The 26,119-nt window shown below is 68.6% G+C and carries 21 protein-coding genes; 10 read left to right on the top strand and 11 right to left on the bottom strand.

Translation table 11 applies throughout. From position 1 onward, the window contains the following. From JAO81_RS03950 to JAO81_RS03940, 3 genes are read right to left on the bottom strand one after another with little or no spacing between them, the layout of a single operon-like run. Entirely contained in the window at positions 1-699 is a 699-nt protein-coding gene (locus JAO81_RS03950) for a hypothetical protein (RefSeq protein WP_199546327.1), read from the bottom strand. Between the two features lie 59 nt (positions 700-758). After that, positions 759-1,775, bottom strand: a complete 1,017-nt coding sequence (locus JAO81_RS03945; RefSeq protein WP_199546326.1) for a hypothetical protein — start codon at positions 1,773-1,775, stop codon at positions 759-761. A 6-nt stretch (positions 1,776-1,781) separates the two neighbouring features. Continuing rightward, positions 1,782-5,246, bottom strand: coding sequence for a DNA polymerase III subunit alpha (locus JAO81_RS03940; RefSeq protein ID WP_199546325.1), 3,465 nt, complete (start codon positions 5,244-5,246; stop codon positions 1,782-1,784). A gap of 413 nt (positions 5,247-5,659) precedes the next feature. Here JAO81_RS03940 and JAO81_RS03935 point away from each other — a divergent pair, with 413 nt between their 5' ends. Beyond that, positions 5,660-6,175 carry a peptidylprolyl isomerase gene (locus JAO81_RS03935; protein ID WP_307813125.1) on the top strand — a complete coding sequence of 172 codons (516 nt, stop codon included), beginning with the start codon at positions 5,660-5,662 and terminating at the stop codon, positions 6,173-6,175. 182 nt (positions 6,176-6,357) lie between these two features. Here the strand turns inward: JAO81_RS03935 and JAO81_RS03930 are convergent, their stop codons facing one another. Beyond that, entirely contained in the window at positions 6,358-7,299 is a 942-nt protein-coding gene (locus tag JAO81_RS03930) for a restriction endonuclease (protein ID WP_233414904.1), read from the bottom strand. Between the two features lie 374 nt (positions 7,300-7,673). Between JAO81_RS03930 and lexA the strand changes: the two genes are divergently transcribed. Together lexA and JAO81_RS03920 are read left to right on the top strand one after the other, a co-directional pair. Further along, on the top strand, positions 7,674-8,396 hold the full coding sequence (lexA, locus tag JAO81_RS03925) for a transcriptional repressor LexA (RefSeq protein ID WP_199546322.1): 723 nt from the start codon (positions 7,674-7,676) through the stop codon (positions 8,394-8,396). Positions 8,397-8,476: 80 nt separating this feature from the next. Further along, positions 8,477-9,406 carry a Ku protein gene (locus tag JAO81_RS03920; protein ID WP_199546440.1) on the top strand — a complete coding sequence of 310 codons (930 nt, stop codon included), beginning with the start codon at positions 8,477-8,479 and terminating at the stop codon, positions 9,404-9,406. Positions 9,407-9,473: 67 nt separating this feature from the next. Here JAO81_RS03920 and JAO81_RS42170 read toward each other — a convergent pair whose 3' ends face one another. Beyond that, the gene (locus JAO81_RS42170; RefSeq protein WP_233414903.1) at positions 9,474-10,220 is read right to left on the bottom strand and encodes a DUF6234 family protein; all 747 of its coding nucleotides are present in this window, start codon (positions 10,218-10,220) and stop codon (positions 9,474-9,476) included. Between the two features lie 513 nt (positions 10,221-10,733). Between JAO81_RS42170 and JAO81_RS03910 the strand changes: the two genes are divergently transcribed. Then, positions 10,734-11,198 carry a hypothetical protein gene (locus JAO81_RS03910; RefSeq protein ID WP_199546321.1) on the top strand — a complete coding sequence of 155 codons (465 nt, stop codon included), beginning with the start codon at positions 10,734-10,736 and terminating at the stop codon, positions 11,196-11,198. 50 nt (positions 11,199-11,248) lie between these two features. On the opposite strand, the gene JAO81_RS03905 is transcribed toward JAO81_RS03910, so the two are convergent. Continuing rightward, positions 11,249-12,547 carry a NucA/NucB deoxyribonuclease domain-containing protein gene (locus JAO81_RS03905; RefSeq protein WP_199546320.1) on the bottom strand — a complete coding sequence of 433 codons (1,299 nt, stop codon included), beginning with the start codon at positions 12,545-12,547 and terminating at the stop codon, positions 11,249-11,251. A 325-nt stretch (positions 12,548-12,872) separates the two neighbouring features. Here JAO81_RS03905 and JAO81_RS03900 point away from each other — a divergent pair, with 325 nt between their 5' ends. Beyond that, complete coding sequence (locus tag JAO81_RS03900; protein ID WP_199546319.1) at positions 12,873-13,301, top strand: hypothetical protein; 429 nt, start codon at positions 12,873-12,875, stop codon at positions 13,299-13,301. Between the two features lie 406 nt (positions 13,302-13,707). Here the strand turns inward: JAO81_RS03900 and JAO81_RS03895 are convergent, their stop codons facing one another. Continuing rightward, on the bottom strand, positions 13,708-14,046 hold the full coding sequence (locus JAO81_RS03895; protein WP_199546318.1) for a hypothetical protein: 339 nt from the start codon (positions 14,044-14,046) through the stop codon (positions 13,708-13,710). A 188-nt stretch (positions 14,047-14,234) separates the two neighbouring features. On the opposite strand from JAO81_RS03895, the gene JAO81_RS03890 reads away from it, so the two are divergent. The 3 genes from JAO81_RS03890 to JAO81_RS03880 are packed head-to-tail and all read left to right on the top strand — an operon-like array spanning position 14,235 to position 17,391. Further along, complete coding sequence (locus tag JAO81_RS03890) at positions 14,235-14,666, top strand: hypothetical protein (protein ID WP_199546317.1); 432 nt, start codon at positions 14,235-14,237, stop codon at positions 14,664-14,666. Beyond that, positions 14,663-16,813 carry a DnaB-like helicase C-terminal domain-containing protein gene (locus JAO81_RS03885; protein WP_199546316.1) on the top strand — a complete coding sequence of 717 codons (2,151 nt, stop codon included), beginning with the start codon at positions 14,663-14,665 and terminating at the stop codon, positions 16,811-16,813. The genes JAO81_RS03890 and JAO81_RS03885 overlap by 4 nt, the downstream gene beginning before the upstream one ends. Then, positions 16,813-17,391, top strand: coding sequence for a hypothetical protein (locus JAO81_RS03880; RefSeq protein WP_199546315.1), 579 nt, complete (start codon positions 16,813-16,815; stop codon positions 17,389-17,391). Before JAO81_RS03885 ends, JAO81_RS03880 begins: the two co-directional genes overlap by 1 nt. A 428-nt stretch (positions 17,392-17,819) precedes the next feature. Here the strand turns inward: JAO81_RS03880 and JAO81_RS03875 are convergent, their stop codons facing one another. The 4 genes from JAO81_RS03875 to JAO81_RS03860 all read right to left on the bottom strand — a co-directional run bounded on the left by JAO81_RS03875 (position 17,820) and on the right by JAO81_RS03860 (position 24,304). Next, positions 17,820-18,812, bottom strand: coding sequence for a hypothetical protein (locus tag JAO81_RS03875; protein WP_199546314.1), 993 nt, complete (start codon positions 18,810-18,812; stop codon positions 17,820-17,822). A 160-nt stretch (positions 18,813-18,972) separates the two neighbouring features. After that, positions 18,973-21,069: a PQQ-binding-like beta-propeller repeat protein gene (locus tag JAO81_RS03870; protein ID WP_199546313.1), complete on the bottom strand. Its 2,097-nt coding sequence runs from the start codon at positions 21,067-21,069 to the stop codon at positions 18,973-18,975. Positions 21,070-21,227: 158 nt separating this feature from the next. Beyond that, positions 21,228-22,934: a hypothetical protein gene (locus JAO81_RS03865; protein WP_199546312.1), complete on the bottom strand. Its 1,707-nt coding sequence runs from the start codon at positions 22,932-22,934 to the stop codon at positions 21,228-21,230. A gap of 191 nt (positions 22,935-23,125) precedes the next feature. Beyond that, a complete protein-coding gene (locus JAO81_RS03860) occupies positions 23,126-24,304 on the bottom strand; it encodes a protein-L-isoaspartate(D-aspartate) O-methyltransferase (RefSeq protein ID WP_307813124.1) in 1,179 nt (392 codons plus the stop codon). Between the two features lie 313 nt (positions 24,305-24,617). Between JAO81_RS03860 and JAO81_RS03855 the strand changes: the two genes are divergently transcribed. Together JAO81_RS03855 and JAO81_RS03850 are read left to right on the top strand one after the other, a co-directional pair. Then, positions 24,618-24,803, top strand: a complete 186-nt coding sequence (locus JAO81_RS03855) for a hypothetical protein (protein ID WP_199546311.1) — start codon at positions 24,618-24,620, stop codon at positions 24,801-24,803. Positions 24,804-24,807: 4 nt separating this feature from the next. Further along, positions 24,808-25,971, top strand: a complete 1,164-nt coding sequence (locus JAO81_RS03850; RefSeq protein ID WP_307813123.1) for an NUDIX domain-containing protein — start codon at positions 24,808-24,810, stop codon at positions 25,969-25,971. The last annotated feature ends 148 nt before the right edge of the window (positions 25,972-26,119 follow it).

Raw genomic sequence — 26,119 nt, 5'->3', positions numbered from 1 at the left:
CTACTGAGCGGCGGCCCGCTGTTCGTCGACCGCGGTGACGGTGACCGGCTCGCCGGCCTGGACCTGCTGCAGGCGCTTCAGCGTGGCAGACAGCGTGGCCTCGGCGCCGGTGGTGTCCGTGCCGTCGACAGTGTGACCGTCCATCCGTACGCGGATGACTGCCTTGCCCGAGCGGGCATAGCCGTTGACGTTGTCTTCGCTGAAGCCGGGGTTGAGGACGAGGACGCTCTCGTCGCCGATCTGGGCGGAGGGCTTCTGCTCCTTGTCGCTCTCGGTGCCCTTCCACGCGGCGTAGGCGGCCTGGGCGTTCTCAGCGCTGTCGTAAAGGCAGATGCGGACCGATGCCATGTTTCTCGTGGATCCGTCGTACGTGTAGTCCGCGTCGCCACCGCGCACCCAGCCCGTGGGTGCCTGGTCGGTGTCCGTCGTATTGCAGTACTCGCCTTTTGTAACCGACTTGTCGTCGAGCAGCTCGTACCCGGGCAGCAACTCGCCGTCGTTCAGCAGTGCCTGCGTGATCGCGGCCTGGGGGAGGTTCTTGGTGATCGGCTTCGCCGTGTCGGAGGCCGCCGCCGCCTTGTCGCCCTTCGGAGAGTCGGAAGCGGCACCGGAGCTGGCCGGCCGCTGGTCGTCGGAGCAGGCGGTGAGCGTCGCCATGGCGATCAGAGCGCTGGCCAGCAGCGGTCGAGTACGTGGCATGGGCACACCCTAGGCACATGATGATCTTTGAGAGGGTGTAGATCCTCAAAGTTCCCTGGTCAGCGTCCCAGTTGCGGTGAGGTGCCCGAATATCCGGCGAGCGCTCCGGGGACGACGGCGGCTGGCCCGAACCGGCGGCGGGCTTGGTCGGCGGCCTGCTCGATGCGGCGGCGCTTGTCGTCGGCGGGGTCGAGGGTGAGCTGATGCCGCTCGTGCTCGGCGTCGGTCAGGCCCTCGGCGCGCAGCGCGATGCCGCGGACGCGGGCCCGCTGAAGGCCGAGGGAGTCGAGCAGGCCGCGCGCGGTGGCGGCCAACTGGTCGGTGTGTGCGGTGGCTTCGCTCAGGGTGCGGGTGCGGTGGGTGGTGGATCCGTCCGCGTAGGTGATGCTCAGCGCGAGGCCAGTGGCGATCTGCCGGGCGGCGCGCAGCCGGACGCCGATCCGTTCGGTCAGGGCGAGCAGGGCGCGGTGGTGGGCCACGGGTTCGAGTTCGTCGGCGTCGAAGGTGACGCTTGCGCTCGTCGATTTCGCCGGCGCCTGTGGGATCACGGTGCGTACGTCGCGGCCTTGGGCGCGCTCAAGGAGGGTGCGGCCGGCGGCTTTGCCGAGGATGCGCTGCAGGGTGAGCAGCGGGACGTCGGCGAGGTCGCCGATGCGGTGAATGCCGTATCGGGCCAGGGACTTGACGGTGGCCGGGCCGATGCCGGGCAGGGCCGCGACAGGGCGGGGGCGCAGGAATCCGGCGAGCGCTTCGGGGGTGGTGCCGACGGCAGTGAGGCCGCCGGGGGCGGTGGCGTCGGCGGCCATCGAGGCGATCATCCGGGATCCGCCGGCGCCGATCGTGGCGCTGAGCGAGTGCCAGGCGGCGATCCGTAGCCGGACGAGCTGTGCCAGGGATTCGATGTCGCGGTCGAAGTAGCGCAGCGCGCCGGTGACGTCGAGGACGGCACTGCCCGGGGGCAGGGCCTGCACGGTGGGCGTGATGTCGCGCAGCAGGCCCAGGACCTGTTCGTACACGGCCTGGTCGGCCGGCCCCAGCCCGTGCAGATGGATATGGAGGATGTGCCGGGTGGTCATCGCCGATCACCCGGCCGATCCGGGCGACCGGTGGCCGAGCCGGCGAAGGTCCGCCGAACGGCTGCCGGCAGGCTGAAGATCAGCAAACGGATGCAGGGCGGCCCCAGCTGTTCCGTCCTGCAGCACCCGCCCATTGGCCTCCGCGGCCGCAGGAGAGCCGGCCGGGGTGGGCGCAGGGCGGGCGCGGCCGAGCATGTCGAGCGCGGCCTGCGGACCGTGATCCCGGCGCGCGGCGGCCACCTCATCGAGATTCCAGGCCATCTCGCCGACCACGGTCCGCCGATTGCCCCGCTTCTCCACCAGCCCCCGTACAAGCAGCAGCCCAGAATGAAAAATCGTGTGCGCGCACGCATGGTGCGAGTCCTCGAAGAACGCCAAGTCCGTAAGACCGGACCCATCTTCAAGGGTCACGAAGATGATCCTTTTACCGCTCGGGATCGGGGGCGTTTGCGTACTGGCCCGTACCCCCGCGACGAGAACCCGCTGGCCAGGGTGCATGGTCTGCAACTGGCGGGCGGTGGTGGCCCCGAGCTCGGCAAGGAGGCGGTGGTGGTGCTCCATCAGGTGCTGAGTGACGTCGATCGACAGCACGTCGAGCTCGCTGGTGAGCTGCTCGCGCCGGGTCATCTCCGGCAGGCCGCTGGGACCTGCGGTCACCAGGTCACCGGCGAGCGGGAGCTGCCCGTCCGTGAGAGTGCGGTTGCGGCTGTGCCGGTGCAGCTCGGTGGCCTGCAGCAGCAAGTCCCGTCGGCTTGCCGCCCCTTGTAGCGGGCCGAGCGCGCCGATCTGGATGAGACGCTCGGCGAGTGGCAGAGAGGGGCGGGCGCGCTGCCACAGCTCCTGCAGGCTCGCGTACGGCTGCCCGTCCTGAATCCGTGTCGCTTCGGCGGTGGTGATGCCGCGCACGGTGGACAAGGAGAGCCGCACGCCGAGCCCGCGCTCGGTCTCCTCGACGCTGTGGGCGGTGCGCGAGTGGTTGACGTCGACGGGCAGGATCGGCACGCCGTTGCGGCGGGCGTCGGCCGCGATCACCCGCATCGGCCACATTCCGGGATCGTGCTCCAAGACGCCCGCGTAGAACGCAGCCGGGTGGTGGGTCTTGAGCCACGCGGACTGCACCGCAGGCACAGCAAACGCCACGGCATGAGCACGACAAAACCCATATGCCCCGAATGCCTGAATCGTTCCCCATACTTCGTCGATGACGGCCGGCTCGTAGCTGTGATGGCGGGCGGCAGCCTGGAACCAGGCACCGACCTTCTCCAGGCGGTCGGAGTCGGCGAGGGCACGGCGGGCGACTTCGGCGGCCGCGCGGTCGCAGCCGGTCATCCGGGAGAAGATCGCGATGATCTGCTCGTGCCAAATGATCACGCCGTATGTATCGTCCAGGATCGGCTTCAGGTCAGGGTGCGGGTAGTGCGGCTCCTCCACCCCGTGACGTGCGGCGATGAACCTAGCGGGCATCCCGGACCTCACCGGCCCAGGCCGGAAAAGGGAGATATCCGCGATCACGTCCTGCATGTGGCGCGGCTGCAGCCTGGCGATCAGATCGGCCTGCCCGGACGACTCGATCTGGTAGCAGCCCAGGAGATTTCCGCTGCGGATCGTCTCGAAGGTCGCCTCGTCGGCCAGGTCGACGTGGTCGGGGGAGTCGAGGTCGAGCTGCCGGCCGGTCGTACGGCGGATCTCCTCGACCGAGTGCGCCATCGATGACTGCATCCGGATGCCGAGGACGTCGAGCTTCAGGTTGCCGAGCGCCTCGATTTCCTCCTTTGCGGCCATCGCCATCGGGTAGCCGCCCGGGGTGGGCTGGACCGGGAGGCGGTCCAGCAGGGTGGCGTCGCTGATGACCACGCCGCACGGGTGCATCGCGTAGCCGCGCGGCAGTGCGTCGAGGCCTTCGGCGAGCTCGAACAGCGGCCCGTACTTCGGTGCCTCGGCGGCGAGTTGGCGCAGTTCCGGCAGCTCCTTGAGGGCGGAGCGAATGTCGCAGGCCCTGATGTGCGGAAACGCCTTGGCGATGCGGTTCACGTCCTGCGGCGGCATGCCCAGCGCGAGCCCGACGTCGCGCAGCGCGAAGCGGGCCCGGTAGGTCTCAGGCATGCCCGTCACACAGACTCTCTCCGGCCCGAAGCGCTCGATGATCCGGTCGTACACCTCGAGCCGGCGGGCGGATTCCACGTCGAGGTCGATGTCGGGCAGGCTCCGTCGTCGAGCCGACAGGAAGCGTTCGAAAAGGAGTCTGTGGTCGAGCGGGTTGGCCGTCGCGATGAACAGGCTGTGGTTGACCATGGAGCCGGCGCCGGAGCCGCGGGCGGCGACCCGGATGCCCATGGCACGGATGTCCGTGACGACCTGCGCGACCGCGAGGAAGTACGGCTCGTACGACATCGCCCCGATCACGTCGAGCTCGTAGGACAGTTGCTCGACAGCGCGTGGATCGCGGTCCAGGCCGCGGGCGATGAGCCCGGCCTCGCAGCGCTGGCGCAGCAGCCGCATCGCCCCGCCGTGCTCCTTCGAGGCGCCGACCACGTGCGGCTCCGGCAGGTGTGCTCGCCCGAGGCCCAAGTCGCCGGCCGGATCGATGCGGCACAGCTCGGCGGTGCGCACAGTCTCCTCGAGGAGCTGGACGGCGCGGGTCGCGGGCAGGTTCGCGGCAGCGGCGATTCCCTCGGCGATCTGCCGCATCGCGAGGGGGCCCTTGAGGTACCGCTCGCCCGGATCGAGCGGGCCGCGCCGCGGGATCGGGCGCAGCAGCCGGCCGGCGTCCAGGACGTCGGCGAGCCGGTGCTGAATCGGTTCGGCGTAGCGGACCGCGTTGCTCAGTACCACCGGGATGCCCAGGCGGTCCCCGAGGAGCAGGGTGTGACCGGCCAGGCGCCGCGATCCCGGCCCCAGCCCGGAAAGCCCGTACGACACCACCTCCAGGCGCAGCCCATCCCCAGCGGCCTCACGCCACGGCGCCAGCAGCTGCTCGGCCAGGTCCGCCCGGCCCGCGGACAGCGCCCGCACCGGCTCGGAGGCCGGGCCGAGCAGAACGATGAGGCCGTCGCCGAGGTGGGTGCGCAGCGCTTCCCAGGAGGCGAGCGGGAAATCGCCGGCCGGTGCGAAGTGCGCGGCCGACACCAGACGGCACAGCCGCGCCCACCCGGCCCCGTTCTCCGCGAGCACGGTGATGCGCAGCGGCGGCTCCTCGACATGGGCGCCGCCACGGACCGGCGTACGACGCCGCACCCCGCGCTCGGGCTCCGCGACCGGGGCGACGGCCAGGTCGACCCCGAACACCGGTCGTACGCCGTGCTCGATGCAGGCCTTCGTGAACCGCACGGAGCCGGCGACGGTGTCGCGGTCGGTCAGCGCCAGGGTGTCCATGCCCTGCTCGGCGGCCGCGCTGACGAGGGCCTCGGGATGGGAGGCGCCGTAGCGGGCCGAGTAGCCGGAGGCGACATGAAGGTGCGTAAAACGCGCCATGGTCGACGGCCTCCGTTCTCCACCCCTGTCACCTGGACGACTCCAGCCCCTTCGATCGAATACGTGTTCGAACACCATAGCGCGGGAACCTCGTCGACACGAACGCAGCGGCACTGTGTGACTGAGCGGGATAGTTGGCCGTTGAGCGCGGTAGTTGGCCTCAGTGGATCAAGCCTCTGGGGCATGTCTGCGATGGGACTTCCATGATCTCGACCGCTCTCCGCACGGCAGCTGGCACCGCGCTAACCGTCGGACTCGTCACCGGGTTCTCGGCCCTGGCCCAACCACAGGCCGGCGCCCTGGACGTGAGTCCCGCAACATCCATCCCTGGAGAGTGCGCGTTCCGGCCGAGTGCTGAGCAGGGCGCGAAGGACGTCGGAACGCCCCCGGCCACGCCCCCGTACACAAGCGCCGTGCCCGCCACACTCAGGACCAATCTGGGCGACCTGGAGTTCACCTTGGACGGGGCGAAGGCTCCCTGCACCGTCGGCTCCTTCACCTACCTCGCCCAGAAGGACTTCTTCGACAAGACCAACTGCCACCGCCTCACCACCGGGGCCATCAAGGTGCTCCAGTGCGGCGACCCGACCGCCACCGGAGTTGGCGGGCCCGCCTACCAGTACGACGAGGAGAACCTGCCGGAGGCGGACTCAGGCAAGCCGACTGCCACTTACGCCGAAGGCACCCTTGCCATGGCCAACGCGGGCCCGGGCACCAACGGAAGCCAGTTCTTCATGGTCTACGGCGACTCCGAGCTGCCCCCGAACTACTCCGTATTCGGCAAGGTCACCAGCGGCATGGATCTCCTGCAGGAAGTCGCGCAAGCCGGGTCGGACAACGCAAACGGCGAAGGCGACGGCGCCCCCAAGAAGAAGGTCACCATCCAGGACGTGACCATCGGTGCCCCCACCGGCAGCGCCGTCGGCTAGACGACCGGCGCGTGGCGTATGAGCGCGACAGCGGCCAACTGTCGCGCTCAGTCACACACTGTGACTGAGTCTTTTAGTTGGCGGGCGTTGTGCACATCCCGGAGATATAGATCGCGGCAGGCGCCCTCGGCTACGCCGCCCAGCCGAGCGCCATGTCGCGGCACGCGGCACGCGGCACGCGGCTATTCGCGTGCCGCGGCGTGCCGCTGGTTGAGCGTCCGTTCCGCCGCCCTGCCGATGGGCCGCACGCGGCCGTCGTACTCGAACTGGAACAGGCAGACGCCGCGCTCCGTCGCGTACTCCTGCGCAACGACCGAGTAGCCACTCAGGCTGTAGAAGAACAACTGATGGCCCGGCTTCGCCGCTCCAACCAGTTTCTGCACGTCAGGGCGGCCCACTGCCTTGGTGATGAACTTGACCTGCGCGGACGCTTCGCGCGCGTACACGTCGATTCCCCCATCGGCGCCGCCAGCGCTCAGGGCCACGTACTGGAGTCCCAGGTACCGCATGTGAGAGGCCGCAAGAGCTTCAGCTTCCTCCCAGTGCCCGACCGGCCGTCCCTGGAACGCTTCCGAGCTCCGCGACCGGCCACCGAATCCCGAGGGCTTGGCGAGCTCGTACGCCACCCCAAAGGTCCCAATGGAAGCGAAGAGCAGGCCGATGCCGCCGAAGGCACCGACGGCCGTCGCGTCCCCGCTCAGCGGGCGATCGCCCCATCCGTACAGCGCGAACGGTGCGCCGAGGCCGAGTACGACTTCCAGGACACCGACAGCGGCGAGGACCCAGACCGCGGCCCCGAACCGCTCATCGCGCTTTCGGCGGCGGCATCGATCCTCAATGATTTTGGCGACCCCCACCAGACAGAGGATCGACGCAAAGAACGCACCGACGCCGATCCCCGCCCAGGCCAGCACCGGGACCTGGAAGAGAATGCCCTTGCCTTCGATAGACGTGATGGACATAGCAAAGCTGCCAAAGCAGAGGGCGAGGAGCACTCCACCCACCACCGTGACAAACACGGCCAGAAAGCCCCAGTAAGGGTGCGCCGCTCGGGCCGAGTCGGCGTTGCCAGGGGCGGCGGCGAGCTCAGGTTCGGGTTCGCCGTCGACGCTGTTCAGCTGCATCAAGATCCAGGCACCTCATGCGGGTAAAGCGGGCCTAAAACGCTAACCCGCTCACACTGGGCAATACGACCTGATCCGGAGTTGGATGCGCCACATCCGGGCAGGTCGGCGGCCGCACCCCCCGACTGTTCTCCCGTAAGTACACGGGCCGCCAGGTAAGCCGCTCACCCGCCAACTAAAACGCTCAGTCACAGGCACGAGGTTCCCCCGGCCGGGCGACACCACGACCAGCCGCGACGACGCTCAAGCACGCCTGTCGGCCCACGGCACCGCGCCTGGCCGCGTTCACCTGTCCGCTGCAAGGGGAACAGCGTTCCCTGGCGCCCCATGGCCGGGATACGGTCGACACCACGCAAGATCGTGGGGGGATTTCTATGGCCACCGTGACCCCGCCGGGCCGGCCGCAGGGCAACCGCGTCGACGAAGCCGGGCTTACCATGCGGCAGCGCGCCGTCCTGGAGTGCATCCACGGCTCCGTACGCGACCGCGGCTATCCGCCGTCGATGCGGGAGATCGGCGATGCCGCGAAGCTGTCGAGCACCTCCTCCGTCGCCCACCAACTGGCCTCACTGGAGCGGAAAGGGTGGCTGCTGCGCGACCCAAAGCGGCCGCGCGCCTACGCCCTGGCCCCCAAGGGACTCGTCGAGCTCGGCCACCCTCACCCCACGCCCTCCGATCCCCAGCTGGAGCACCGCGCGCAGCAGGCTGAACGGGACGCCGGCATCGCCGAGGTCCCGCTGGTCGGCCGGATCGCCGCCGGGCCGCCGATCCTCGCCACCGAGGACGTCCAGGCCGTGCTCCCGATGCCGCGCCAGGTGGTCGGGCACGGAGACCTGTTCGCCCTCACCGTCACCGGTCAAAGCATGATCAATGCCGGGATCCATAACGGGGACGTGGTCACCGTCCGCAAGACCCAGGCCGTCCAAAACGGCGACGTCGTCGCCGCACTCATCGACGGCGAAGCCACGATCAAGAAGCTGCAGATCACCAAGAACGACGTGCGGCTGATGCCCTGCAATCCAGGTTTCGCCCCGATCGAGCTCGGCCCCGACGACGTGATCCTGGGCAAGGCCGTCGCCATCCTGCGCTCCCTGTGACCGGCTGATCGCCTTCGCTCAGGCGACGCGCGGCCGCGCGGCATACGGTGAAGACCACCCTGGAAGTGAGGGAGGCGGTCATGCCGGTCATGCGCTCAGCTATCAGCTTCGGCCTGGTCACGGTGCCTGTGGTCTTGGAGAAAGCCACCGTGGACCACTCGGTTTCCTTCCGGCAGATCCACGCGGTCGAGGGGTGCGGCGGTCGCATTCGATACCGGAAAATTTGTGAGTTGGACGGTCAGGAATTGCGTGCCGACGAGATCGGCCGCGCGTACGAGACCGCTACGGGCGATCTTGTGGAAGTGACGGACCAGGACCTCGATGGCCTGCCACTCGCAACCGTCCGCGCCATCGAGATCGTCTCCTTCGTGCCGGCCGACACCATTGATCCGCTCCGGATCGGATCTGCCACGTACTTCTTGACGTGCAGCGATCCCGTGGCGGCGAAACCGTACACGTTGATCAAGCAGGCTCTCGATCGCAGCCAGAAGGTCGCGATCGCCAAATTCAGCCTTCGCGGCGATCGCGAGCGGCTCGGCCTGCTCCGAGTCATCGGGCCGGCGATTGCCCTCCACGTAATGAGGTGGCCCGACGAACTGCGGGACCCGGCCGGCCTGGCACCCAAGTCCAAGGTGCGTCTCACCGACGAGGAACTTGCCGAAGCCGAGCACCTCATTGAATCCCTCAGCGATGTCGACATCGACCAGCTGCGCGACACCTACCGGGACGCGCTCGAGGAAGTCATCGCGGCCAAGCACGAAGGCCGCCCCCTCGAACCGGCCGAAACTGAAGTCGAGCCTGCCGGGCAGGTCGTCGATCTGATGGCCGCGCTGCAGGACTCCGTACGCAAGGCCCAGGAGGGCCGCGGTGAAGGGACGAAGGCGAGCGTGCACGAGCTCGCTCCGAAACCCGCCAAGAAGGCAGCCGCAAAGAGGGCTGCGGGCAAGAAGACTGCCACGAAGAAGACCACGGCCAAGAAGGCGAGCGCCGGGACGAAGCGCAGCGCCTGACCTGTCCTTCTGCAGTGCCTTCCTCGCTTGAACTGAGGGGCCGCCGGTGCCCGCCGGACTGAGTCGGTCAGTGGCCGCGCGGAGGTTCGAAGCACCCTGTTTCCAGGTATGGGCCAGTCACCTTCACCTCGTAGTTGGTGGACTGCACGTAAGCGGCAATACAGGCGTCAGGTCGGACCCACAGGGCGACGATCGAGCCAGGAGGTGTGGCGGAGGGGTCGGTCTCGAACCGGCGGTTCAGTCCCGCGCTCTGTTGGTTTATCTCCGTGACGATGAGAATGCCGTATCGGCCGTCCTTCGTGGACTGCTGCTGTCCATAGCCGAGTTCGCGTAGGGCCGCGCGAACGGAGGCGACGTCCCAAGTGCGGTGCTCCCACAGGCGTCCGAGCACGGGCTCGATGCGTGCGGCCTCGGCTCGTGCGGCGCGTTCGGAGGACGGGGACATCTCGGCGGTGCGGCGGTGGGCACTGTTCTCGTCGTCGTGCAGCTCCTCCTCGGCTGCCGCCAGCTGCGGGTGGGCGTCGCGCCACTCGGTCACTGTGACGTTCACCGCGACCAGGCACAGGATGACCGCACAGACCGTCTGCACAAGGGCGGTGCTTCGGGGCCCGAAGAGCAGCAGCGCAGCCGAAATCAGGAGCGCACCCGCGGCCAGCGTGCCGAAGGCGAGGACCGGTGTCCAGTTCATGACCGGCTGCGCCTGCGGAGAGGGCCCTGACTTCGGACACCCTTCAGAGACGTTGGGAAACAACCCCAACACACCTGATGCGAAGCCGACTTGAACGGCGATGGCCGCATTGGCCAAAAGGACCATCAGCGCCATCAGGGTGCCCCCGAAGCAGCCGAGGTGAGGACGATCCGGGTCCGCTTCGGGTGCAGACCGAAATGTGGCAACCAGTGGGGACATGGAGAGAGCGTCACAGCACGCAGGCGCGCCAGGAAACGACGTCGTCGGATCGAGATCCGCAAGTGGCCGGAGGGAGTTGTTCCGCGACGCTTCCCGCACCGGCGGGTTCGGCTTCGGTGAAGAACCAGGCCCGCCAGTTTGGTCAGGAATTGGCACATCCCCGACGTGGCCAAGGTCCTGCTGAACCAGCCGTCGAAGTACAAGTGCGCGATCGACAAGGACGAGGAGATGTACGCCGACGACGTCCGCTCCACCGACGCAGGCCCGCGCGCCTTCTGAGGAATCCGCCCGGGGCGATGAGGCCACTCGTCCAAGGACTCGCCGCCCACCTCGCCAGTCCGCTCGCCTCGCACCGGCACCATGGGAACGTCGAGTAGCCCGGTGCTGTGCGGGGCTCACCGAGGTGTTCAGGGAGTAGGCGTGCCTAAGTTGCTCGCGCGGCAGCGCGTTGAGGTGGAGGTCGACTTCTTCGGGTTCAGTCTGCAGGATGCCGACGACACCGCGGTACCCGTGCCGTATCCGGAGGACCGCAGCAGCGACGGGTTCGTCGCGGTCCTCGATGGGCGGATCGACGTGGAGAGCGCTGGGCACACCCACACCGCATACCTCGACGTGGAGGTTTGGAGCGCGCCGGCGCCGCCCGCGGACGACCGAGAGGCGTGGGAGGCGCAAGCCGAGGCCGAACTCGCGTGCACGAGCGGGGAGCTCGCGGTCTGGGCGGCGGCGGGCCCGATGCCCGACTACATTCACCTCACCGACCGTCCGGGGCGTTGGGGAGTGCGGCTGTACTGCACCGGCCGCGAGGCCGTGCGGCCGCTCGCCGAGCAAGGCGTCCCCGAAGGCATCGAGCGCTACCTCGCCCAGTTCTGGCCCCTGACCGGCTGAGGCATCCGTACGTGCTGGCGCCCGGGCCACGGCCGGGCGCCAGCACGGCGTCAGGAACGGACGTGCATGGTGAAGCCGTCTTCGTACCCGTCGATGATCCGGTTCTTCGTGTAGAACTGGCTCAGGAGAATGCCCGCGTTGCGGTTCTCGCCGCCGACGAGTGGCCGCACCGAGCAGTTGTTGCTCGCCGCGTTCTTCTCGTACGCCTTCTGGGCGCAGCCCTCGTAGGTGGTGGCGAACGGGAACTCGTCACACTGCTTGCCGCCTGCGGTGTAACCGGCGCCGAAGTGGGCGCGGCAGTGCGCAATCGCCTTCGCCCGGTTCGCCTTGCGCCGCGCGGTGTTCGTGTACAGGCGATGCAGCGGATCTTTCACGCTCTGCCCGGGAAGCTTCTTCGCCGTGTTCGGCGGCTTCGTCGCTGCCGGGTCCGCATACGCGTCCCTGATGTGCAGTGCCACTGCCCGCTCCACCGCGCCGGGACGCCCACTGTAGGCGAGGGCGGTGGTGTAACTGAACGTGGCGGCGCCCTTGTTGGCCGGCTTGCCGCCGCCGGTGGCGTTGCCGAGGTAGCGAGCTGCGTCCCAGCGCGGGGCGAGCAGGAACAGCTTCCCGCCGGTACTGCCCGGGCCCATTGTCCAGCCTGGCGTCGGCGTGATCGACACCGTCGGCTCGTAGACGGCATGCACCAGGTCGGCCGCGGTCCGGCCTCCTCCCGGGGCGGCGCGCACCGTGTGGGTGAAGGTCCGTAGCCGACCGAGCTGGGAGAAGGTCCGCGCGGTGGCGGGAATGGTGCCGCCGTGGGTGTACCGCGCGCGGGCCGGCCAGCTCTTGGCCACCTGCCCCTTGATCCGGATCGGCATCCCGGAGGCGCCCGTGGTGCCCGTCTTCTCCACGTCAGTGACGTAGTAGCGGAAGGTGATGGTGCGGCTGTTGTCCGGGATGGTGCCGATCACCCGCACGTTGAACATGCTCCGGCCCGAGAGCCGACCGTTGCGCAGCCAGGTCTGCACGAACGACGCTCCCGAGCACACCGCGAACCGCGACTTGAGGTAGAACTTCCGACTCTTTCCCAGGCCTTTGGCGCACTCGGCGAGCGACATCGTGCGGGCCGGATCCGGATAGCGCACCGGCCCGCCCGCGACAGACCGCGTCGCAGGTGGTGGAGGGGCGACAGCGGAGGCACTGCGCGCCAGGGGCGCGTAGCGCGCGGCCGGGCCCACGGTCTCCAGGGCGAGCCGCTCGTCGTCGTACACACGGGCTGCGGTCCGCAGAGCGTCGAGGCCTCGCTCGCGACGCAGCTCCGTCAGGGAAGGAACCTTGGTGCCGAGCGGCAGAGCGTAGGTCTCCACCTGGCTGGGTGCAGGGGTATCGGCCGCCGCAGGAGTCAGCGCCGACACCACCAGGACGCCGGCACCCAAGACTGCACCGACACGAGATCCGCCCACTGCGAAAGTCCTCACCAGCACCCCTAAGGCATCAAGAGACAGAGAGTTTTTCAAATCAGAGCAAAAGCCATGTTCACGTGCATGCAACACGCAGGTGGCGGCTGCGATTTGAGGCACAGAGTCCCATCTGGTGCGGTCGACCAGCGGATCCAGGGGCGAGCCGTCGCGAATGGTGCCGGAGGAACGACTGGAGCCTCGCACGGTGGCGGGGAGCGGCAAGATGGGAGCCATGACCAACAGCGAGTCCGAAGACGTCGAGGTCCTCGCCGTCTTCTCCACGGAGCAGGGTGCGTCGATCGCCGCACACGCAGCGAGCCTGGAGCTCTCGCTTCCCGAGTACGTTCAATGGTCGGCAACACGGCGGGCCGAGGACTGGCAGCTCAAGGAGCGTCTGGTGAAGGAGGCCGCGGCGATGCGCGGCAATGCGCGCCAGCTGAGCCCAGGCCTCGACCTGTTCGTCGCCGACTTCCCCGACCAGCAAGGAGCCCCTGCTCCCCTCACTGATCAAGAGCGAGAAATGCGAGCTCGGGAAGCGGCTCGTGAATGCGGCATCGACTACACCGACGAGGTCCGTGCCTTCGGGAAGGCCATCTTGGCCCGGATCGAAGCTCATCAAGCACAGGCTGCGAAGGGCGAGGCGAATCCTGAGAGCGGTTGACCCGCTCGGGATCTGCCGGTGATCGGACCTCGCCGTGGGGGGCCCGGCCAGCGGCACGCAGCCGCATCGACGCCGCGCGCATAGTGGGGCAGATGTTCCTGAGCTGGCTGAGTCCGTACAACCCTGGCAGCAGGCGGTGAGTCCTCCCATCGCGTGATCATCGAGCGGCATCAGGCCGGGAAGGGAGCAGACGCCCAGTGAAGAACGCCATCCCTATTCCGGTGACTGGATCCCCGGGAGAGCGTGCCGCGGCGATCCATGCGGTTCTCGTCCGCGCTGGGTTGCTGCGCCAGCTTCTGCAGCTCGGACACGATGAGCCTGCGCCCGCCTTGGCGGCTGAGAGGCAGGCGGAGACCGTACGGCGAAGAGTGTGGACGCGATCCCTGCGACGTCGTACAACGAGCCGTTAGCGCCGTACGGGGTGCTGAGCGGCTTGGGCGAAGTGCAACACGACGGCCTTGGCTCCGGCAGCCACCTCGTCGGCGAGGTCGCCACTACGAGGCTGGTTGGGATGCTGCATGGCCCAGATCATCGACAGCTTAATGATCTGGTCGATGTCGCTCGGGCGGAGCAAGATCGCATCCCCGGCGTGCAGCGGCTCGGGCCGCCGGTCTTGCCAGAGTCGGTAGAAGCGTCCGTCGGCTTCGTTGAAGCCGAGATGGCGGTCACCGTGAGGGTTGATCAGGTGGGTGGTGAACGGCAGCTCGTGCGGCCGTGGCTGCCAAGGTTGTTCCGGCTGACTCATCATGTCCTCCGTGGCCGTGCCGCGATCACCATGCGGTGAGTCTGCCAAAGCGCGGGGCGCGACGGCGGGGGTTCTGCGGGATCGTTTGCGGCGCCCGGCTGCCCGCTTCGCACCCGCGGCGGCAAGCAATCCGCCGCGAATGTCCTCAAGTTGATGACAACTGCCCGCGTCCTCAGTATGATGACGTGATGGCGTTGTTGAAAGAACTCGCGAAGCTGAGTCAGGAGAAGGCGCGACAGGCCGCCAGAGCGCACTTGTCCGAGCGGCACGGCGACGGTCGCGCCGTCGTCAGCGGCCAAGCTCTCAACGACGTAGGTGCAGCGCTGTTCCGGGAGGAGCACGGACAAGAGCTCGTCGCGCACGAGCAGGCGCTCGACAGTGACGACCTCCTCGCCGGCCTGACCTTGGTCAGTGACGCGCGCACCGAAATCGACTTCGTCGAACTGCAACTGATCGCCCATGCCCGCGCACGCGGGCACGTCTGGGACGAGATTGCGGCTGCTCTGGGCATGCCGGACCGACGTCAGGCACAGACCCGCTTCCGGCGACTTCGCCAGCGCTGGCCCGGATATGAGCCCCCGGCACCTCAGCAGACCCGCCAGGAAGAAGGCCGCTCATGACTTCGGAACGGAAGCCCGCCCGTCCGGACGGCACCGAGGGCACCCCCAAGCGTCAGCTCGCCACGCTCGGCGACACCATCACCGGTGCCCTGACGTCCCGCCCGGCTCGGGGCGTTTCGTTCGGCCTGGCCGCCCTGGATGCCGCCACCGGCGGACTGCAGCCTGGCCGCCTGCACCTCGTCGCGGCCGAGCCGAACGTCGGCGGGAGCCTGCTCGGCCTCGCGGCCGCCCGGCACACGGCCCTCGTCGCCGGCCGCCCGGTCCTGTATGCGGCGTCCGGCCCGAACCGTGACGACATCATGCGCCGCATCCTGGCTGCCGAGACCGGCGGCGACTACCCGCGCCTGAAGCAGGGCCAGCTCACCGAGTACGAGCAGCAGGTCGCCCAGCAACTCGCCCACGCACCCCTGTTGATCGACGACGGCAGTGATCTGACCGCTGAGGCGATCGCGGACACGGCCCCCTCCGTCGGCGACCTGGCGCTGGTTGTCGTGGACCGGCTGCAGGTCGCGCCGAGCACCCGCCTTCCACTGTCCGGCCCGCAGCTGCCGGGCGCCACCCAGGTCCTGGCCGCGCTTGCCCGCACCCTGAGCATCCCGGTCCTGGCGATCGTCGACAGCGACGACTCCGCGATCCTGCACCGGCTGGACGCCGACCTCGTCCTGACCGTGACCCAGGCTCCGGGCCCGGCCAAGGCCCGTGTCGACGTGGCCGAGCGAGACTTCGGCACCATCGGCTCCGCCTTCCTGCGCCCCGAACTGCTCCACGCCCGCTTCACTGACGCCTCTGAGACCCGCGCCACCGAGCTCGCCGAGGCGGCCCTCCCGTATACCTCCGGCGCGCAGCAGGGCCTGCCTGCGGCCGCCACCCACGTCCTCGCCGCGCTGCGCAAGGCCGTCGAGCAGGACGACACCGCGGTGGAGGAGCTCACCGACGAGCTGGTGGCGGTGTTCTCCGCGGTGACCGCGCTCCCGGACACGCCCGAGGGACAGCGCCTGGGTGCCGCGCTGCGCTCGTACGCCCCCGCGCTGAGCGCGAATTCCCCCGCACTGCAGACAGCGCCCACCACGAACGGCCCCGACGCGCCGCCGCCCGAGCAGCCCTCGGAGCCCTCCGCGCCCGCGCCGACACCCTCGCCCACCGGCACGGCGACGAGGGTCGAAGAGGACGCGGACGACGAGCAGGACGACGCGTGGGTGCAGCCCGGCGACGAGGATGAGCCGGAAGGCACGGTCTTCCCCGGGCTGAACATCCTCAAGGACTGCATGAAGCGCTCGAAGTTCCACCCGCTTCCCGTGATCGCGAAGAAGGAACGGGACGCCGAGCCGTGGACGCTCTTCCGCGAGGTCATGGCGGGCGAGCCGCGCTGGGTCCACCCCGACGTCACGGTCGAGAAGAGGAAGCGCGGCCGACAGGAGAAGGGGGACAAAAGCGACCGACTGATCGTCCCCGCAAGTCTCGGTGACGGCCTGCAGTGCGTCATCGACCGCAACGGTTCCTATCCGTCGGCCTGTTCTGATGTGCCGCTGGCCCCGAACGTGCTCCAGCACACCGGCCCGCTTGACGAAGTCACCCGGAAACACGCCGGCGCCTTCCAGATCACCGTACCGACGTGGCGGAACCCGAAGATGCCACACCCCCTGGGCCGTCTCGCCGCCGAGGCCGACGATCAGGGCAGAGTCTGGGCGAGCACTCCGCATGTGCGGCTGCTGCAACGGCTCATCAACAGCGGCTTCATCACCGAGCCGCTGATCGTCCACGACTCCTGGACCGGTGTCGCGAACGGATCACTCTTCAAACCGTTCTACCTCAAGGCCCGCGAGGCGCGCACGGAACTCATCGACGCCGCAGGCGAACCGTACAAGGAATACAAGTACCGCGTCTCCGTCGCGCTGCGTCTGCTGTGGCCCAAGGGCGCCAACTCGCCGTTCTGGCGGCCCGACTGGCGGATCGCCCTCGTTGCCGAGGCCTCCGTCCGGCACTGGATCGCTGCTCACCAAGCCGTCCAGGACGGCCACACCCTCATCGCGCTGCGCAACGTGGACGAGGCCGTGTTCTGGACCCGCACCGGCGAGGCCCCCGGCAACTACACGGTGGGCACCGGCTTCGGTGACGTCAAGGTCAAGACTGCGGGCGGTGAGGCCTGATGGCCCAAGGCACAGGCAACTCCCTCGGCGCAGCCCTCAGCGCGCTGCTCCACGACCACGGCGGCCACATGCGGCGCCTGTCCAGCTACCACGCCAAGCACTGGCATGCCCAGCTCTCCCAGCTCACCGCCACCAAACGCGGCTACGAGGCGCTCGAGCGAGCCGGGCTCAGTGTCACCCCCGCCACCTTGATGAAGTGGCTGTCGGACGCCGAGTACAACGTCCGCCGCAACTACATCGACGTCATCCACGCCGCGTACGAGGACACCGCGATGGTCCCCGGCCCGATCCCGGACTCGTTCAAGCACGGCCAGTTCGAGATCACCGGTGTCGTCAAGACCGGCGACGACGAACGCTTCCGCGGCGGCCCCAGTGCCAGCGGCCGAACGACCGCGCCGTTCCGTATCGACGGTCGTAACGGTGACTGGACGGTGATCGAGCGGAAGTGGCTCGCAGGAACACTGGAGGACGAGGACTTCGAAGAGGACTTCATTGACTACGTCATCGTGGAGGACATCGGAGACGGTTCGGATGGGGAGTGGGAGTTCCCCGGCAGCTCGTACACCGTCACCATCTGACCCACCTGCCCAAGAGGCGCCCGCGCTCCTGTGTAACTCGCCTCGGGAGGCACGATGTCGGCACCGCGTACGGTCCGGTCACCACGGGCAGACCCCGGTCACCGACACCGCCACCGACCAGGTCCGCGTCATGGCCGAGCGCAGCGCGACCTGCGACTTCCGGCCCCAAGACCGCGGCAAACTGGCACCCGGACGGCTCGCCGACCTCATACGCGAGTGCCTGGCCGACGAAGGCCACCTGGTCTGCCACGAGACCGGACATACCTCCGGCCAACCAGGCGCCATGTGCGCCGGCTTCGCCGCCCACCCAGACGCGCACCGCTCCCTTGTGCTGCGGATCGCCGCCACCGGACACGCCCAGCTTCAAGCCCCCCGAGGCGTCCCGCGAACACCGCTACGACCACGCTCGTCCGACCGAATGACCGCGTTCAGGCGGACGAGGTCTCGTCGCGCTTGGCCGCCGGCAAGGCCTGCGCTGCGGCCTCTTTCGCGGCGATCAACGCCGTGGTGAACCGGCCTGCGACCGCAGAGGCTTCGCGGGTCATCTCATCGATCCCTTCGACCGCGCGCTCGGAGCGCACGGTGGCGGCGAGGAAGTCGAGCAGCTCGCTGCTGCCCTTCTCCAGCTGCTCGACCAGCTTGAGTTCCTTGAGCCGGGCGTCAGCTTCCGCCGTCTGCGCCGCATACAACTCGAGCGCTTCAACCTGCTGCTCGATCGCCGCGAGCCCGGACGCCAAATCGGAGCGCCAGGCCGTGACCAAGGCGACAGTGCTCTCGCCCTGAGGTTCCTCGACGGTTTGCTCGCTGAGCCGACTGTACTGGGCGAGAGAGCGCGCCACTTCCCAGACCTGTACGGGCAACTGGAGTTGAGCGCGCTGCCGGTCGATCAGATCGCGCTCGTGGACCTCCGAGTCGAGGATCTGACGCGCCGCGGAACGGGCCTGCTGCAGCAGAGCGGCGGCCTCGTCGGTGAGCTGGGAGGGAAGCACATACCGGTCACGGGCCTCGCGTACCTCCCGCCATAGACGGGCATCACTCGCTGCGCTGAACACCTGAAGCACGACGTAGACCGAGGCGAGGGTGGCGGCCGGGATCAACAGGGGGCCGAGGTAGTGGGCGATTCGCTCGAACAGGAAGTGCAAGGCGCCGGTGTTGCTTGCGTAGACGGCGTCGGCCGTCTTGTTCCCGAGGTGCTTGCACACGGCCCACAGGCCGGTTGCCGCCCCGATCGGCAGGCCGACCCGGGCGACGTGGTGGGTGAGCGTGCCAAGCAGCCAGCGGTCCGGCATCTCAGGATCACCGTAGATCTCGAGGGTGCGCGGTTTCCCCGTGGCGATCAGGTCGTGTACATGCGCGGGCAGTTCGGGATCAGCAACGGGGGAGTAAGGATTCGCCCCAGACCATGAGGTGGCGTTCTTCATCAGCAATCCCTGCCCCCGTCGGCGAGTACCCGGCCATCCCGGCCATGGCCCATTCTGACCGTCGGTGCTGCGCCCATACAACGGCTGCCGCGATCACCGGCCTGTCACACCCTCTGTTGACCGGGACACTCGCCTCCTGGGGCCCTAGTCTTTGAGCCGTTCAACTTGGCGGTTGCAGGGCATCCATCCGCTCGAGCGTACTGATGTAAACGGTCTCCTTAGTCACGGACAGCAACAACACGCGATACCCATCAGTGGTCATCCGGGCTGCACTTTGCCACAGGATTCGGCCCTTTTCAGCTGCCGATAGGCACAGCACCCTGCCACGGTCATCCGTGAGGTAAATACGACCGTCACGGGCCATCACAGGGGCGGCAAATTCGTCGGCCTCGGCCTTGGTGGCTTTGGCCCAGAGCCGTTTACCTGTAACGGCGTTCGCGGCCACGACCATGCCATCGCGCATCCGCAAGTACACGATGCCGTCCGCTTCCGCGATGTACGGGGTGTCCGGCAGGGTCGTCGTGATCCGGGTTCCGTCGTTGCGGACGATGACCAGCGAGCCGTCGGCTTGCCTCACCACGATGGATTTCTCCGCGATGAGGACCAGCCGCTCCGTGTCGTAGGTCGCGGTAAGGGACTTCTTGCCGCTTTGGGCGTCAACCTCGAAAAGCATGTAGCGCTCCCGGTCGGGATGCCACTCCTCCAGGTACAGACGATCTTGGCTGACGAGGAGCCGGAAACTCTGAGGATCGCCGTTGATGCCTTCAGTCCACAGTGGACGCCCCGATTCTGGGTCCCAGGCCTGAAGCCGCTGGGCGGGGTCCAAGGCCACGACCGCGGACGGTACGTACGCGAAAGTCTCCGTGAACGGTGCCACCGATCGTGGCGGGGTGGACCAGAGAACCTTTCCCGAGGCGGGGGCGATGGCCCGGATCCGCGTCGACTCTGGCCCGTCGTTAGCGGTCTCGACGTAGTAGGCCCTGGCTCCTGTGGTCGCCATGCCCATGAACTGGCCCTGAGCCGGATCGGTGAAGGGCTTGTGCCACAGCCGCTTTCCGGTGTCTGTGTCGAAGGCGGCAAGCCGGTCGTTGCCCGATGCGCACAGCAGCACCGTGGGGGAGACCTCGCAGCGCTTGATGTTGGTCTCTCGCTCGGTGAGCTTGTTCTGCCACAGGGACCATCCGGCCGGTCGTAGCGCCGCTCTCTTCTCGACCGCTGGCGGCCTGGTCTCAGATGTGGGGGTGGAAGCGGGGGCTGCGGCAGGATCACGTGGCGTGCCTGCGTCCTGGTCCCACAGGCCCAGGCCCCAGGTTGTCGTGACGGTGGCGGCGACGGTCGCCGTCGCTGCGAGTGCGGCGATCGGACGCCGCCGCCACCATACGCGTGGTGTGGCGCGTGGGGCGCTGTCCTCATGCACCGGTGACAGCAGGGGGCGAATGCCCCAGTCGTCTTCTGGCGCGGCACGAAACGCCTTCAACAGGTCGTCCAGGCCGGGGCGTTCAGACGGCTGCTTGGCCAGGCACCATTGGATGATCTCGCGGACTGTGCCGGACAGATGGGCGACGGCCGCGGGCTCGTGGACGACGTTGTAGGCCGTGAGGTAGTGGTTGTCCGCGTCGAAGGGGCCGTGGCCGCAGGTGGCATACACCAGCACCGCGCCGAGGGAGAACACATCTGAGGCAGCACGGACGCGGTGCGGGGAGGACAGCTGCTCCGGCGACATGAACGGCGGAGTCCCCAAGATGCGGCCGGTGACCGTCAGGGTCTGCTGGTCGGCGGCCCTTGATATGCCGAAGTCAATGACCCGTGGCCCGTCGTCGGTGAGCAGCACGTTGTCCGGTTTCAGGTCGCGGTGGATCACCCCGACTTTGTGTATGTCCCGTAGGGCCTCGACCAGGCCGACAGCCAGCAACCGCAGCTCGGCCGGGTCGGTCAAGGGGCCGTCGCGGCGCACTCGGTTACCAAGGCTGGAGCCGGGAATGTACTGCGTGGCCATCCACGGCCGCGGCGCATCAGCATCCGCATCCACGACCGGTGCGGTGAAGGCTCCTGACACCCGGCGGGCAGCGGCGACTTCCTGGCGGAAGCGGGTGCGGAACTCGAAGTCCTCGGCGAACTGCTGGTGCACCACCTTCACAGCGACCTTGCGCCCGGATTCGGCCTGCGCCAGATACACCGTGCCCATCCCGCCGGCGCCGAGACGTCCCAAGAGGCGGTATCCGCCGATACTTTCGGGATCCCCAACCCGCAGCGCCACTGGCCCTCCCCCTAGACCTCGACCCAAGTGCGGGCCAGAGCCTAACGCGCCCCCCTCCACGTCGGAGACCCGCACGGCAGCACGAAGGGACCAACCACCCCGGCGGCACCCTGACTTGCGAGCTGGCCCCCTGACGTGGCCGTCACATGAGCCGGTTCCTAGGTGGTCTTGGTGTTGGTGAGATGCGGCCCGATGTATCCGACATACAGACGGCCGGGTCCCGGTTCGGTCTTGAGTTCGTCGAGGAAGTAGATCCGCGGGCTCACGGTGCCTTTCGAGCCGAGCTTGATATGGGCCTGCATCTCGGCCCTGCCATCGAGCGTGGGGAGCTGCCGTTCATCGCCGTACGCGCTCATGGTGGTGGGCGTCTCGGACATGGCGATCTGCTTGACCGAGTAGTTCTTCGCGCCCGCCGGTGGGTTGAGGCAGAACTGGTAGAAGCCGCCGGCAAACCCGTTCTTCGCGTGCTCGGCGTAGGAGTCCAGCGCCCGCAGCGCGGTGAAGGCCTTCGCGGCCCAGGTACGCGCCATGGCGTGCTGATCGAGGCCCAAGGCCACTTGCAGCTCGGCGGTAATCGTCAGATGGGGGAGGGCGTCGAAGCGTTCCATCAGCTCCTCGAAACTCGCCGGGAGTCCTGCTGGGACTTCGGCGGCCGCGACCACGTCGTCGACGCGGCCCTCGCGCAGGAGCCGCACCCGCAGCTCGTCGGCTTCGGCCTGCACGCGCTCGAGCGAGCCGAGGGTCAGCAGGTGGTCCTCGACCTCCTCATCCCGTTGCCCGAGCGCGACTTCGAGCCGGCCGGTCAGAGAGGCTGCGGTGCGTGCGGCGAGCTCGGCGGTACGGGCTGCTTCGGCGAGTTGTCGGTCGGCTTCTTCCAGGAGACCGGTCAGCACGGTGACCTCGTCGCGCAGGTTCTGCTCCCGAGTGGTGCCCTGGGCGGGCACAGTGGTCAGCAGCCGGGCCTTGTCGACAGATTCGCGCCGCTCGAGCCGGCTGCGCTCAGTGAGGTCAGGGAACGCGACGGTGGTCAGCGGCGCAGGCAGGGGACGCTCCAGTGCTGCGCGTTGTACCTGTCGAGCGACGCCGCGCCAGGCATGGTCCTTGGGGTCGGTGAGGCGGGCCGCGGTCACGAACCGGTGCCGCGCCGCATCCGGCGCCCAGGCGGGATCGACCTCGGGAAGGTAGGTGCGCACCGCGCCCAGGGCAACGCGGTGGTCCTCGCCGATCGCGGCCCGGAAGGCCTCCACGGCCTCAGGATCGGCAAGGAGGTACAGCGAGGCATCGCCCGCGGCCTCGCGCGCGATCCGGGTGATGCGATCTGACCACACGGTCTCGCCGCGTAGCGGCCGGGCAGCGACGATGGTCGGCAGTACGCGGTCGGGGTGGCACAGCACGTCGATGAGTAGATCGACCTGCTCCACGGTCACCCGCAGCGGATGGACGCTGAGGCGGGACAGACTGTCGTACGCGGTGAGTTCACGCACCAGGTCGATCACCAGCCGCGGCTTGCCCGGCCGTATCGAGGGCGAGTTTGCGAAGCACTCAAGGTCGATCCCTACGACGCCGCGGCCCTCGCTGCGGACCGCGGTCACGGTGGTCCGCCAGGTGGCCTCCGGCCGGTCCTCGCGCAGCTGCAGCCGGCCCGCTACCTCACAGCCGTCCAGGTCGTACGCGGACTGCGACACGAGGACAACGCCGTTATCGAGGTACTGCTGGCCCGACTCCATCGAGATGGGCCGCCCGGACTTCTGACTGACCCACACCCCGAATGAGCGCCGCACCTGGTCCAAGAGGGTGTCCACGCTCGTCACGGACAGGGCGCTACGGAACGCCAGCGTGTCGACGGTGGTGCCGGGTGTACTCACGTGCCCTCCGAGGCGGGCGGCCTCAGCCCGCGTGCCGTCGATGGTAGGTGGCCCCACTGACATCAACCGCCGTTTCCTGAAGGACAGTTCTTCGGTCTCACCTTGTCGAAGGACGAGATCTCGACCTGCAGTGGTAGTCGAGTTGGCGTACGGCCAGCGGGAGGACGGTGTCCGCCCAGCAGGGGAGACGGTCAGCCGCCGCGTCCGGCCAACGGAGGCAGCGCTGCCCTGGCCCGCGCGCGGGTCTCCGAGGAGAGTGGGGGCAGCGTCCAGCTTTCGCCGGTCGGCAGGTGCCGGATGTTGTGACGGCCGTGGGCGGCGCGTACGGTCACCTCGAACTCGTGGCGGGCTGGGGAGCCGGCGGTCTCGTACCAGGCGTAGGCCGCTTCGAGTTCGTCCCAGAGGTTGCGCGGCCCGCTCTGGTAGACGGTGCGGGGGCCGTGGCAGAAGGCGACCGCGCGGGAGCCCGCGTCGTCGTGGAGGCGTACGCGGAGCGTTTCGTGTCGCTCGCCCGCGTCGAAGCGCCAGCCGTACGACACGTCGGGCAGGCGTAGGCCGAGCGCGAACCGGATGCGTGGATCGCGGGCGATCGCTTCCGGATCGAGGAGCGTGGTCGACTCCCGGATCGGCTCCGTGGCGGGAGGCCAGTTGGCGGGTCGCTGCGGCCGTGACCACATGAACGCGACGTCGCCGACGAAGTGGCCGCTCGCGCTGCGCCCGTCGTCGGCGACGTCCAGGCGCAGCAGCCCGTATCCGGCGAGCGGGGTGTGGAGCGGGGTGACGATGAGACCGCCGGGAGCTTGGCGCAGCCAGGCCGTCGGGACCCGGCGGACGGCCATTGTGGAGACGATCCGGTCGTACGGCGCACCGCGGGGATACCCGCGGGCGGCGTCACCGCGCACCACATGGGGGTGAACACGGGCCGCGTGCAGGTGCATCTGCCCCTCGCGGGCGAGCCCCGGGTCGAGCTCGATGGTGGTGACGTGCGCGTCACCGACGAGCGCGCACAGTAGCGCGGCCATCCATCCGTAGCCGCCGCCGGCCTCGCACACCCGCATCCCCGGCGCGAGGTCCGCGGCCTCCAGCAGGGCGGCGTTGGCGGACGGCATCGAGGAGGAGCACGTCATCTGCCGGGGACCGTCGGCCTGGCCGTCGTCGAGCTGGAGCACGACGTAGTCGGGGCTGTGCACCCGCGCGAACCACTCCTTGGGCTCGGTGCGACGGTCGATCTGCCGCCACCGTCCGCTGTTGTTCTCCCAGATCAGATCAGGCACATAGTCGGCGCGGGCCGCACGCAGGAACACCTCGCGCCAACGGACATTGAGATCGCCCTGCTTGATGAGACCGTCGACGAACTCAGCGTTGCTCACGGCCTGCTACTCCTCGGGCAGCGGCCCGGGGTCCTCTTCTTGGTGTCCGTTCGGCGACGGATCCTCTCCCGGCTGTTGAGGGATCTCCTCGGGATCATTAGGGCTCGGCCCGGAGCCATTCCCGCCGGCCATGGTGTGCCCCTCTCCGCGGTGGCTGTTCCACCTCGATCGTGCCCCCGCCACGGCCCGGTGACTACACCCCAAACGTCGCATCCCACGCGGGCGCCCTCACCAGTGCGATGTCAGTGGGCGATGCGAGTCTTGATCCCCTGAGGGCGCCACCAAGGCGTACCAGCAGAAGGGACGCAGGCTGGTGAAGAGCTTCAAGGTCAAATGGGTGCAGGACGGCACCGTGCGGACGTCGGTTGTCAGCTACGACGCGGCGAGCGCCGAAGCGCGCAGGGCCGAGCTGGCGAAGCCAGGGTCTGGCGCGACCGACGTTGAGGTGGTCCCGGTCGCTGCGGACGGTCGCCCTCTCAAGGCCTCGAAGGCGGCCTGACGAGGTGACGAACGAGCCGTCCAGCGACGCGAACCGCACCGGCTGGGAGAGGATCGGGGCGCATTTCCTGGAATCCCGCCCGACCTGCGACGTTCCCGCTATCTGGGATTGGGCGATGTACGGCACCGGCCCCGGTGCCGAGGTGTTCGGCGACCTCGCCGGGCGGCGCGTCCTGGACCTCGGCTGCGGCGCGGGCCGGCACGCCGCCCACCTCGTCACCCATCACGCCGTTCACGTCGACGCCGTCGACTACGCCGCATCGCAAATCGAGCGGGCCAACCGGTACTTCGGGCACCTGCCGAACGTGCACTTTCACCAGGCCGACGCGATCACGTTCCTGGACGACGCGGAGCCGTACGACGTCGTCTACTCGGTGCTCGGCCTCATGTACCTCGACCCGCACCGCCTGTTGCCCGCCCTCGCCGGCGCGGTCAAGGACGACGGTCTGCTTCTGGCATCCGTCCTGCATACCTCGAACACCGGCGAGGGACCATCCGCGGCCATCGCACCGCGCACCGAGCATGCACCGTTGAAGGGCAAGGCCGCGGTCCCGCTGCGCATGTGGGTCCTCGACGAGACCGCATGGACACAGCTGCTCAGTGAGCACGGCTTCGCCGTGGAGAACATCTCCACGATCCGGCCGGACGACGGCGACAGCCCGGTGCAGTGCCGGCTCATCCAGGCCCGCCGTACGGCCACGCGCCCACCTGCGCGCGTCAGTAGCCGTCCACGATCAGTTGCGGCGCCAACTCCCCATGCGACGCTCGGGGTTGGCGTCATCGTCCAGGACGGCCGCGGCCGGATCCTGCTGGGACAGCACCACGGGGGAACTTTCGAGCTCCCAGGCGGGAAACTCGATCTTGGTGAAGACGCGGCGACCGCCGCGGCCCGCGAGCTCCTTGAGGAGACCGGGCTCGCGGTCCGGCCTCAGGACGTGGACGTGTTCGCAATGCTCTACGACGCGTTCGGCGGCCTGAACCGCGTCACTCTCGGGGCTGTCGCCACGGCCTGGAGCGGCGAGCCGGTCGCGGCGGAGCCGCATCTCGTCGACCAGTGGGCTGGTTCACCCTCGACGCACTGCCAAGCCCCTGTTCGAGGCTTCAGCCCAGGTCCTCACAGCTTGGCGCCCCGAACTTCCCATCGATCATCCCCGAGCCCATCACCATAGGATCTCGCCGCCCGACCGCGTCTTGCCCACGCCGCCGATCCAGCAATTCCGCTCGCTCTGACGGGTGTTTGTTCCTCATGTGACGCAGCGCTCCTTGACCGGCCGACCAGGCCGGCGCCCACGCACCGCTCCACCGTGTACCACTGCA

It is taken from the genome of Streptomyces sp. N35, assembly GCF_016464295.1.
Classification (GTDB): domain Bacteria; phylum Actinomycetota; class Actinomycetes; order Streptomycetales; family Streptomycetaceae; genus Streptomyces.
The sequence above is the reverse complement of the archived record's forward strand: the minus strand, read 5'-3'. Positions and strand labels throughout refer to the sequence as shown.

Coding starts and splice junctions, on each gene's coding strand:
- JAO81_RS03950 (WP_199546327.1), bottom strand. CDS start 699: ATGCCACGTACTCGACCGCTGCTGGCCAGCGCTCTGATCGCCATGGCG.
- JAO81_RS03945 (WP_199546326.1), bottom strand. CDS start 1,775: ATGACCACCCGGCACATCCTCCATATCCATCTGCACGGGCTGGGGCCG.
- JAO81_RS03940 (WP_199546325.1), bottom strand. CDS start 5,246: ATGGCGCGTTTTACGCACCTTCATGTCGCCTCCGGCTACTCGGCCCGC.
- JAO81_RS03930 (WP_233414904.1), bottom strand. CDS start 7,299: ATGCAGCTGAACAGCGTCGACGGCGAACCCGAACCTGAGCTCGCCGCC.
- lexA (WP_199546322.1), top strand. CDS start 7,674: ATGGCCACCGTGACCCCGCCGGGCCGGCCGCAGGGCAACCGCGTCGAC.
- JAO81_RS03920 (WP_199546440.1), top strand. CDS start 8,477: ATGCCGGTCATGCGCTCAGCTATCAGCTTCGGCCTGGTCACGGTGCCT.
- JAO81_RS42170 (WP_233414903.1), bottom strand. CDS start 10,220: ATGGTCCTTTTGGCCAATGCGGCCATCGCCGTTCAAGTCGGCTTCGCA.
- JAO81_RS03900 (WP_199546319.1), top strand. CDS start 12,873: ATGACCAACAGCGAGTCCGAAGACGTCGAGGTCCTCGCCGTCTTCTCC.
- JAO81_RS03895 (WP_199546318.1), bottom strand. CDS start 14,046: ATGAGTCAGCCGGAACAACCTTGGCAGCCACGGCCGCACGAGCTGCCG.
- JAO81_RS03890 (WP_199546317.1), top strand. CDS start 14,235: ATGGCGTTGTTGAAAGAACTCGCGAAGCTGAGTCAGGAGAAGGCGCGA.
- JAO81_RS03885 (WP_199546316.1), top strand. CDS start 14,663: ATGACTTCGGAACGGAAGCCCGCCCGTCCGGACGGCACCGAGGGCACC.
- JAO81_RS03880 (WP_199546315.1), top strand. CDS start 16,813: ATGGCCCAAGGCACAGGCAACTCCCTCGGCGCAGCCCTCAGCGCGCTG.
- JAO81_RS03875 (WP_199546314.1), bottom strand. CDS start 18,812: ATGAAGAACGCCACCTCATGGTCTGGGGCGAATCCTTACTCCCCCGTT.